General features: G+C 33.0%; 9 protein-coding genes. 5 read left to right on the top strand and 4 right to left on the bottom strand.

Going from position 1 to position 10,403, the window contains the following annotated elements:
- A partial coding sequence (locus GSY74_RS08520) for a hypothetical protein (protein ID WP_164664682.1) occupies positions 1 to 1,418 on the bottom strand: 1,418 nt, incomplete at its 3' end.
- A gap of 180 nt (positions 1,419 to 1,598) precedes the next feature.
- On the bottom strand, positions 1,599 to 2,480 hold the full coding sequence (gene era, locus GSY74_RS08515; RefSeq protein ID WP_164664681.1) for a GTPase Era: 882 nt from the start codon (positions 2,478 to 2,480) through the stop codon (positions 1,599 to 1,601).
- 297 nt (positions 2,481 to 2,777) lie between these two features.
- Between era and GSY74_RS08510 the strand changes: the two genes are divergently transcribed.
- The 5 genes from GSY74_RS08510 (at position 2,778) to GSY74_RS08490 (ending at position 8,282) form a co-directional block, all read left to right on the top strand.
- Positions 2,778 to 3,683 carry an Rpn family recombination-promoting nuclease/putative transposase gene (locus GSY74_RS08510; RefSeq protein WP_164664680.1) on the top strand — a complete coding sequence of 302 codons (906 nt, stop codon included), beginning with the start codon at positions 2,778 to 2,780 and terminating at the stop codon, positions 3,681 to 3,683.
- A gap of 109 nt (positions 3,684 to 3,792) precedes the next feature.
- On the top strand, positions 3,793 to 4,062 hold the full coding sequence (locus GSY74_RS08505) for a type II toxin-antitoxin system Phd/YefM family antitoxin (protein ID WP_164664679.1): 270 nt from the start codon (positions 3,793 to 3,795) through the stop codon (positions 4,060 to 4,062).
- Positions 4,063 to 4,392 (top strand): type II toxin-antitoxin system RelE/ParE family toxin, encoded by a 330-nt coding sequence (locus GSY74_RS08500; RefSeq protein WP_164664678.1) that lies wholly within the window; start codon positions 4,063 to 4,065, stop codon positions 4,390 to 4,392.
- Between the two features lie 124 nt (positions 4,393 to 4,516).
- On the top strand, positions 4,517 to 7,135 hold the full coding sequence (locus tag GSY74_RS08495; protein ID WP_164664677.1) for a tetratricopeptide repeat protein: 2,619 nt from the start codon (positions 4,517 to 4,519) through the stop codon (positions 7,133 to 7,135).
- Between the two features lies 1 nt (position 7,136).
- Positions 7,137 to 8,282: a radical SAM/SPASM domain-containing protein gene (locus GSY74_RS08490; protein ID WP_164664676.1), complete on the top strand. Its 1,146-nt coding sequence runs from the start codon at positions 7,137 to 7,139 to the stop codon at positions 8,280 to 8,282.
- 80 nt (positions 8,283 to 8,362) lie between these two features.
- On the opposite strand, the gene GSY74_RS08485 is transcribed toward GSY74_RS08490, so the two are convergent.
- Positions 8,363 to 9,331 (bottom strand): RloB family protein, encoded by a 969-nt coding sequence (locus tag GSY74_RS08485; RefSeq protein ID WP_164664675.1) that lies wholly within the window; start codon positions 9,329 to 9,331, stop codon positions 8,363 to 8,365.
- A gap of 2 nt (positions 9,332 to 9,333) precedes the next feature.
- Positions 9,334 to 10,403, bottom strand: a 1,070-nt coding sequence (locus GSY74_RS08480; RefSeq protein WP_164664674.1) for an ATP/GTP-binding protein, incomplete at its 5' end; no start/stop codon positions are given.

Raw genomic sequence — 10,403 nt, 5'->3', positions numbered from 1 at the left:
TATTTTGTTATTTTTTTATCATCATCACTAACAACAGATAGTGTAAAATTATCCTCATCACTACTTATCTTCTCTAACTTAACCTCATACTCTATAAGGTCATGAGCAAACTTATTTAGTAGACCAGATTTCAGTCTATAGTCAACTTTTTTATTATATATAGAGGTTAGAGTTTTGGCTTTTCCATCAAAGATATTATTGATTTTAGCTAACTCTTTTTTATTCTCTTTTATTATATCTCTCTTCTCTTTTAGTATCTTCTTATATTTTGCTGTTATCTTAGAGTAGTTGGCATTTTCACTAGATAGTTGTAATATATGAGCATCAATCAAATAGGACTGCACCAGATAAAATATTGGTACACCCAGTGCAAGAAGTGATGATAGAGTAGCACTGATAATAAATTGACCACTTGCTCTTTTGCTAAAAACAGGTGGTCTTGGTACTGTGGTAAGATTCATCACCTTTCTTGGATTTTGGATATAGTCTAGTCCAGATTGAACCATCATATATTGGAATTGGTCAACATACCACTCATCATTTTTCATACCAAAGTTAAAATCCAAGTTAAATGTAGGAATTCCCAGATAGTTATATCCATAATCACCAAGACCTATGATAGGACTTTTGATAGAGCCTAAAAATAGTTTCTGTATCACATCTATACCATAAGCTCTTTTTGTATAGATAATAATATCATTTATCTGTAAAAATATCTCCCCAAACATCTTCATTAAATTCTGCTGATAGTCAGAGTCTGTGGCTTTTAGACCTTCTGATTCCAATATCTCAAAAAACTCTTTTTTATCAACTTTTTCACCAATCATTGCACAATATTTTTCATATATCTGAGTGAGTGAATACTCCAAAGATTTAGAGTATAAAAACTCTCCATTTTTATATATCGTAACAAAAGCATCATCCATTGTAAAGTATATATAACAATGTGACTCGCTACTATCTAAGGTCTCACTTGTATAGAGTGTTTTATAGAGAAGAGGTGCAGGAATGAGAAGGTCGATATAGCTTGTCTTCTCTAGTACATAGGCGGTGTTTTCCTCAATGACTTCAGGTTCAGTAATAAAGAGATTATATACTCCACTACTCTCATCACTGTCCGCCTTTTGATGACTTATAGTATACTCTTTTTCAGGGTCAAGACCCAACTCATCATACGCTTTCATATAGAGCATATCATCAAGTTCAGCCTCATCCACACCATATCCAATATCAAATGACGCGATTATCATATCTCTGTTTCTAATATATGAAATTACAAAATTTTTGTTATCTAGTGATAGTTTCTCTATAGGTTTTAGAACCTGTTCTCTATATTCATAGTCTGTATGAGTGTAGGGATCAACTGTAATAATTTTTTTAAATTTTTTTATTCTAGGGTCTATAATTTCTGTTGACATAATTGTTTAATTTACCATCCCTTATAATCTTATTAATAGTTATTATATTAATAATGATATTAATTGTGGCTTGTAAGATTAGTTTAAGGAGATATATTCTTAAAAAAGTATATTAAGTTTAACATCTAGTGTTAGATTAGAATATTTTTTAAGAAATTGTAGTGATAGAGTTAAATTGAGTTAAAAAATGTACCCCTGCTCCTCCAAACTACCTCTGCTTTTGCTCCAACCTTTCTTTACAGAGACATGTAAATCTAGGTAAATTTTTTTCTGTGAAAAGAGTTCAAGTTGTTTTCTAGCAAGTCGTCCCACGCGTTTTATCCCCTCACCTTTGTTTCCCACAATAATGCCCTTTTGGGTCTCTTTTTCCACTACTATAGTAGCATAAACTCTGTCCATAAGGTCACCTTCATCTATCTTCTCAATAGTCACATCAGACTCATAAGGTATCTCATCAGATAGATTCTCAAACACCGATTCACGGATAAGCTCTTTGTATATATCACGAATATTATCTGTAGTCATTATATCCGTATCAAAGAGTGCTGGTGACTCTGGTAGATACTTTACCACCTCATCCAAAAGTGCCTTTTTGCCAACTTTTTTGTTAACAGAAAATGGAATAATAGCCTCAAACCTATCCTGATACCTCTGATACTGTCCAAGTTTTTCTAGTATCTTCTCTTGTCGTACATGGTCTATTTTGGTCAGTATAATTATATGTTTTGCCCGTTTCGACTCATTTAGAGCCAAAAACTTCTCATACTCATCAAGCTTATCAGTCACAGGAGCCAAAAATAGAATCAAATCACTATCGCCCATAGCTTTTAGTGCCTCTTCTAGCATAAACTCATTAATCAATCGCTCTTTTCTATGAATCCCTGGAGTATCCACAAAAATTAACTGATGCTCACCATGCATCACAATAATATTCATCCGTTTTCTAGTAGCCTGTGCTTTTTTTGATACCATTGCAAGTTTTTCACCTATTAGGTGATTGAGTAGTGTAGATTTCCCCGAGTTTGGTCGCCCAACAACAGCTATAAATCCTGATTTTGTCATCTCTTTTCTCTTTTTAAAAATTTTTCGTAGTATAACTAATAAACTATTAACTTTAGTGTCACAAATATAATTACTCGTCCCCATCCATCCTTAGTGGGGATGCATACGAGAATCGCTCGTTCCCATCCGTCCTCGGTGGGAGACGCATAACGAGAGTCACAAACTGTTTAAAAACTCCATAATGCTCATATACACTCCCACGCAGGAGCGATGGGAGCGAGTTCAAAATGGCTATAAGTTGGTCGATATGATAACCCACTATTTTTTATGATATAATCAGAAAAAAGGAGTCTGCAAATGTCAAGAAAACTGGTAAGTTTTGACTGGGCGATGAAGAAGATTTTGCGTCAAAAAGCAAACTTTGGAATCTTGGAAGGGTTTTTAACAGAACTTCTAAAATTTGATGTAAAGATTCAAGAAATTTTGGAGAGTGAAGCCAACCAAGAGACGGAAGATGACAAATTTAATAGAGTTGATTTGTTAACAAAAAATGAGAGTGGTGAGTTGATTCTGATTGAGGTACAACACAGCAGTCAAATCGACTATTTCAACCGAATGCTTTATGGTTCTTCTAAATTGATTACAGAATATATCAAAAAAGGTGATGGTTATGTCGAGGTCAAAAAGGTCTATTCTGTCAATATTGTCTATTTTGAGTTGGGTCAAGGTAGAGACTATATCTATCATGGGAGAACTGAATTTAGGGGGTTTCATGATAATGAAGAGATACTGGATCCATCACAAAATCAAAAAAACAAATTCCTAATAGATAGAGTCTATGAAATTTACCCAGAGTATTTTGTTATTCGTGTTGATAAATTTAATGATATTGCAAAAAATAGCTTGGATGAGTGGATATATTTTCTCAAAAATGAGGAGATAAAAGATAAGTTCAAAGCTAAAGGGCTAGATGAAGCCAAAGAGACTTTGAATGTGATGAAACTTGGGGACAGAGCAAGAGCAGTCTATGAGAGAAGAGAACAGAATAGGATGTATAAGGCTTCTCTTCTATATACGGCAAAAGTTGAGGGGGAAGAGATAGGTGAGAAGAGAGGAAAAAAAGAGGGAAGAGAAGAGGGAAAAAAAGAAGAGAAGATTGAGATAGCCAAAACATCTCTAAAGCAAAATATAGATATAGATACCATCGCTTTGATTACAGGTTTGAGCGTTGAAGAGATTGAAAAATTAAAGGAAGATGGATAGGAGAGGATGCGACGAGGTGGTGCGAGTAAAGTTATCACAAATACGGCTATCTATCTCTTTGTATAATAAGTCTAAATATGGTATCATATTAAAACCGATAGGAGTTAACATGCAGATAATTAATGATATAAGACCTATAACATATCTCAAAAATCGAGCATCTGATGTGCTAAAACAGATAAATGAGACACGAAGACCTATGATTATTACACAAAATGGTGAACCTAAAGCTGTTCTACAAGACCCCAAGAGCTATCAAGATATGAAAAATGCTATTACTATGCTAAAATTACTCTCTTTTGCAGAACAGGATATAAGAAACGGTAATCTATTGGACGAAGAGGATGTGTTTGCTTCAGTTGATGAGTTATTAAAATAGATGTGTAAAATTTATAAATTGAAATGGACTAAGAGTGCCAAAGATGACCTTTTGAGTATAGTTGAGTATATCAAAAAAGATAGCCCCATTGTTGCGAAAGATGTCTATAAAAAGATTCGAGAAAAAGCTAAATCATCCAACTTCTTTCCACTAAAAGGGAGAGTGGTGCCTGAGCTTCAAAGGGAGGGGATAACAATTTATAGAGAAGTTATCGCCACTCCTTGGAGAATAATCTACAAGGTTGGAGACGATACAGTCTATATTATGATGATAATAGACTCTAGGCAAAATTTTGAGGGGATACTTCTACACAAGTTGTTGAAGCTTTAGCTATTTATCGATAAGAGGGGTCAAATCACAAATATAATCATATTAATACTAATTTAGTTAAAATTAATAAAATTTTAGATAAATTTAAATATAAGTTAAGAATATGGAGTGAGAGGGATAGATAATGAATCCATTTAACAGAGTAGAGTTTATAGGTAGAGTTAAAGAGCTAGAGACTATTGAACGCTATCTTCAGGGTAGTGAAGAGAAGAAGTTAATAGCAGTAAGAGGTATTGGTGGGATTGGTAAGACCAGACTACTAGAGGAGGTCTATAGCAAATTTGGAATTCTCTATAAGATTTGTAAGATTATAGATTTTGACAATAACTATTTTCAGATTCAAGGGAGCATCATTACTCATATTGCAAAAGAGCTTATGGATGGTGAGAATTTTATTAACTTTTTTAGACTCAAAAAGGATTATGAGAAGTTCCAAAAAGAGTTGGATATTAGTGATTTGACTCTAAAAGAGCATAACAAGACGCTAAATAGAGTCTTTGTGGAGGAGTTTAATCGGTTTACGAAAAATCAGCGGGTAACTATCGTTTTTGATACGCTAGATAAGCTAGACCTAAAGGCTATCCCATATCTCAAAAATCTTTTTGAGCAGTTTGAGAACATACTGTTTTTGATAGCTGGGAGGAGTGAGAATCTTGACAGATTAATTAATATATTGCCAAAAGAGTCTATCTCTCAACTGAAACTAAAAAAATTCAATGAGTATGAGATAAAATCTTATATCAAAAAAAAGAGAATCAATAGTAGCATCTGTGTTAAACCTCAAACAGAGGAGAAAATCGCGATATTGAGTCGTGGAAAACCTATTTTGATAGATTTGGCGATTGATAGAATAGGTATCGAAGAGTCTATAGAGTGGCTAGATAGCTATAGTGTGGATGATATTCTGTTTGCCAATAGACACGAAAAAGAGAGCCTAGAGAAGAGGTTTGAAGATGGATTAATCTCTGATATTATTAGGGCTGAAAATAGGATAGATGAGTATATTTTGCTCCTATCGCTTGTTAAACAGGCTAGTAGATTGGAGATAGAGAAGATATTGGATTTGGAGAGAGATGAGAGGGATAGTCTCTTTGAGTACTCCAAAAACTCTGTACTATTTAAAAATATAGACAACAGTGAAGTGGGGCTACATGATGAGATTTCAAGACTCTTAGAACTCCATATACAAAGAGAGGGAACTTTTCCAAAGAGAGAGCGATTCATAGACAGAAGTATATATGTTTTGGAGAGGGAACTTGAAGAGGACTCTTATAGTTTGAGCCAAAAAGCCTTTATTAAACAGCGATTGTTGAGATTGAAGCTTCATCGAGATGTTGAGATGGGGACAGAGTATTTTATAGAGATATTTGAAGAGGAGTTTAATATTGGTCTGCTGTTTAAATATATTAAACCTCTAATCGGTATTATAGAGAGCTATATCGACCAAATTAACTCCAGAGAGCTAAAGAGTAGTGTTATTATACATATTGCACACTACCATATCAAAGATGGTAAATATGATAAGACCTATCAGTTAATGAGCAGAGAGTATAGTACCGATTTGAGTGCTGAGAGCAGAGTCAATCTGATTATCTCTTTGGTAAATGCCAAGATTAGAATTGGTAAGTTTGAGGAGGCGATAGAGGCATCCAAAAGGGCAATCGCCATTAGCAAAGAGGAGAAAAACACTCATTTGGAGGCAAAATCACTCAATATGTTAGGTTGGGCATATAGATGTAATGGAAAATTATCAAGAGCTATTACCCACTATCTACAGGCAAATCAGTTGGTTGAGGGGTATCATGAGGATAGAGAGTCTCAGATATTAAAAGGGTGGATACACAACAACTTGGCATTTGCTTATGCTCAAAAAGGGATTATCAAATCAGCCACCAAACTAGCCAAAGTGGCTCAAAAGATATGGGAGAAGTTGGAGTTCAAGATAGGTTTGGGTGCGTTGTATGAGGTCTATGGGGAGATACATCTCAAATATGGATACTACCAAGAGGCTATCACATATTATAATAAGGCGATAGATATTTTTATCCAAAAAGGTGATAAAGATTTCTCAAAAAGAGCATTTGTTGAGAGGGCTACAGCAAATATCCACGCAAATAGGCTAGATGATGCAAAAGAGGATTTGGAGTATGCTGTTGATATATATATAGATGTTAGTTCACTTGATGTCCGTTTGGAGTTTGAGAAGGGTTATATCGCTACTATTGAAGATAGATTTGAGGATGCAAAAGAGCATATAGCCAAGGCGATAAAGATTCATGAGTTCCATCCAAATCCTGAATATATGCTCTTTTCAATCTATCTACAACTTCTTATTTTGATAGAAACTAAATCGTTTGATAATGAAGATAAGATAAAAGAGGAGTATGAGAAGTTTAAAAGAGAGTATCCTGACTCAAACTACTATCTTATTGAAGCGATTATCTCCAAAAAATTGGGTGATATACTACTACTCAAAGGGGCTGTAGTAGAGACTCTGTTGGAGTACTATATGGAGTCATTTTTGAACTTCAAAAAACATGGAGAGAGTGAACCCTATAGCATCTATAGTCAATTGGTAGATTTGGATAGAATATTTCAACAAAATAGTATCTCATCGGATAGAATTAGAGATATAGGCAGTGGGCTTTGTAGATATTGGGAAGAGAATAGGATAGGTGAAATGTATCCAGAGACTCTGCATATATTATCATTTTGGAGAGATGGAAAGGTAGAGGGTGACTAAAATGAAAACTCCACTTTTGGATGAACTAGGAACCGATGGCTTTAGCCTCGCACTGTTCGTGACTAAAGTCTCCGATTCCAAGATAGAGAGTGTAGATGATATTGTAAGACAGTGTGATGCTTGTATGGACAATGTCTTTGGAAAAATTGACAGATTAACAGCATGGATTCACCTAACAGATAGCTGTAATCTACGATGTAGCTACTGCTTTTTGCCTCATGAGCCTAAATCACTATCTATCGGTATGGGGAAAAAGATTATAGATTCATTGGTTAGAACAGCCAAAGATAATGGGATAAAAAAACTAAAACTCAAATACGCAGGTGGAGAACCCCTGCAAAACTTCAACACACTAAAAGCTCTACATCAATATGCAATAGATTCAGATATAGAGATAATAGCTTCACTTTTAACAAATGGTACTATGCTCAATCAAGAGGTGTTAGAGTGGATAAAAAATAGTGGAGTACAATTGGTAATCTCCTTGGATAGTATCAGTGGGTCACAAAGAGTATATAAGAATGGAGAAGAGTCCTCAACTCTGGTCATGAAAAATATTGAGTCAGCTATTGCTAATGGAGTCAAACCATCTATCACCATAACTATACAGAGTGAAACTGTAGATGGACTTCCTGAACTTTTAGAGTGGATTTTAGAAAAAGAGCTACAGTTCTCTATCAACTTCTATAAGGGAAAAGAGCCAATAGATACGCAAAAAATCATAGATGGTATGCTAAAAGCTTTTAAAATCATAGAGAAAAATCCCCCAAAACAGTCACTACTAAACTCTCTACTAGATATGACAAATCTAGCCGAACCTCATCTGCGAAGCTGTAGCGTCGGGCAGAACTATATAATATTTGATACCGATGGAAACATTTCTCAATGTCCAATGACCATGAACCAACCTGTATCTGATGTTAATTCAGACTCTATTTTAGCAGATATACAAAATAGCTCTAATAGTCTAAAAAATCCTAGTGTGGATGAGATAGATGAGTGCAAAGAGTGTCAGTGGAGATATTGGTGTGGTGGGGGGTGTGCGGTTGTTAATAGCTTTTGTAGTGGAAAGTCTCCATATTGTGAGGTTTATAAGAGACTATTTCCAGAGGTTTTGAGGCTTGGGAACCCAATTAAGAGTTTTTAAGATATTATACATCGTACCTCAGGAGAGGATGCGACGAGGTGGAGCGAGTTATATAGTGATGAAGACTGGACAGTTATTCCTTATTTTAAGAGATGTAATACTTTTATCAAATCAATTGTTTTATCAAAATTAATTTCTTTTAGACGAAACTTATCTTTAATTTTCTGCTGATTATGAAATTCCATAATATTATTAATAGTCAACTCTGAGAACTTCATCATATCAATTTCTCTTAGTTTGTTTACTATTTCTAAAAGTACATCATCTTTACCTAAGCTATTTAATAATTTTACTAAAACATGAAAGTTAGTTGATGGATTATCTTTTTCAGGGTTATGTGTATTTCCATAAGAAGCTAATAGTGTTTCTGCATTTCTAATAGCATTCTTTTGTAGAGATTCTAATTCATTATAAATCTTTTTAGTATTTTCTTCAGACTTCATAGTTTTTTCAGTTAAGTTTTTAAACTTGTTAAAATTACGCTTTTTTAAATTTTCAATTACTACTTTAGGAATTTCATCTCTGATAATAGCTGTGTCTCTATAATTAAAATGAAGAAGATACCATAATTCAAATGAATCATTTATATATGCGACTTCTATATGATATTTTTTTATTTTACTCTTTGCATTATTGAATGCTTTTTCAAAGTCCTCTTTTGTATGTCCATTTTTCTTATAACCCTGTTTCTTTTCTGTTTTTGCTTTTTTCTTGATAATTTCAACATCTCTATCAATTACTATCCATTTATGCTCAAAATTACTATATTTCTTTTTATTCTCATCTTCATATTTTTTTAAATCAGTTAAAACACCAAAAGGATTTGTATGTTTATGTTGAGCAATCACAAAAGAATCTTGAGTAATAATTTTAGTTTTAATTAATAGTGAAACTATTTGTCGTAAATAGGTGGGCGAAGAAGCTTCATCTTCACATGAAATAATAATATCAGGAATAGTTCTTCTATTATTCGTATCTCTTTTAAAATCTATTGGTCGAAGTTCAGTTTCAGTATTATCTATTCGATTTTTAGCTTTTCGTCGTCCCATATTTAAATATCTTCAAACCTAAAATCATTAAGATAAGGAACAGCTCCATATTTCCCTTGAATATAATACTTTTCAAAATCTTCTTCTTTTCTTACATTCTTAAATTCAGCTAATGAATATAAATTTGTTGCTCCATATAAATCTTTTTCAGTCAACCAAATTTGATCTCGTCTAAAAATAGAGTGATGCAATAAATTTGTATCATGAGTTGCAAAAATCAACTGAGCATTTTTAGAATTAACCTCTTTATTATGGAACAGCTTGATAAGATGTTTAGTTAACATTGGATGTAGACTAGCATCTAATTCATCAATAATTAATATCTTTCCTTCTTTTAATGTATTTAAAATAGGAGCTGAGATTTTAAAGAATTTTTGTGTTCCTTTTGACTCTTCTTTATTTAATTCAAAAGTAGTAATTCCAATTTCATTATTATTTTCATCATATTTCTTATGATGCGTTTTCAAAGATATATCTTTAATATTTCCATCTTTAAGCATCCATTGTTTTAACTCTTCAGGTAAAAGCATTTTTTCAATAGCATCTTTAGAAACATCTTCTTTTACTACAGTTAAGTTTTCAATACCTATATCCGCTGTTTTCACTAAATTTATAAGATTCTGTTTTGATACATGATTATCCATCTGTTCCATAGCATAATCAATATATTGGTCATGATCTACTCCATCAATCAAGTTTAATCTTTTAAACCATTTCAAAATACTTTGAGATACTTCTCCACCAGCAGAATCACATTTCCAAATAAAGAGTTGATTCTTTATTTTTTTTAATTGTAATCCTGATTTTTTTAATTGTAACCCTTCTTGAAATTTTTTTTCATTAACATAAAGATCTTTATCTATATCCCTATAAAATAATTTGGCTTCTTTACCTTTTTCATCAGCAAATAGCCATTCAGAATAAACTGTTGTATTATCAATTTCAAAGCCATATCTATATTTTATTTCATCAATAAAAAATACAATTTCAAAACTGCTTGAACTATCTTCAGTTTCACTATTTAACTTAAAAGGATAATGGGGTAATTTATCAGTGGACTGAATAGTCTTAT

Source organism: Sulfurovum sp. bin170, assembly GCF_010892395.1.
In the GTDB taxonomy this organism is placed as follows: domain Bacteria; phylum Campylobacterota; class Campylobacteria; order Campylobacterales; family Sulfurovaceae; genus UBA1140.
This window is presented reverse-complemented; position numbering and strand designations above follow the sequence as displayed.

Coding starts and splice junctions, on each gene's coding strand:
- GSY74_RS08490 (WP_164664676.1), top strand. CDS start 7,137: ATGAAAACTCCACTTTTGGATGAACTAGGAACCGATGGCTTTAGCCTC.
- GSY74_RS08485 (WP_164664675.1), bottom strand. CDS start 9,331: ATGGGACGACGAAAAGCTAAAAATCGAATAGATAATACTGAAACTGAA.
- era (WP_164664681.1), bottom strand. CDS start 2,480: ATGACAAAATCAGGATTTATAGCTGTTGTTGGGCGACCAAACTCGGGG.
- GSY74_RS08495 (WP_164664677.1), top strand. CDS start 4,517: ATGAATCCATTTAACAGAGTAGAGTTTATAGGTAGAGTTAAAGAGCTA.
- GSY74_RS08505 (WP_164664679.1), top strand. CDS start 3,793: ATGCAGATAATTAATGATATAAGACCTATAACATATCTCAAAAATCGA.
- GSY74_RS08500 (WP_164664678.1), top strand. CDS start 4,063: ATGTGTAAAATTTATAAATTGAAATGGACTAAGAGTGCCAAAGATGAC.
- GSY74_RS08510 (WP_164664680.1), top strand. CDS start 2,778: ATGTCAAGAAAACTGGTAAGTTTTGACTGGGCGATGAAGAAGATTTTG.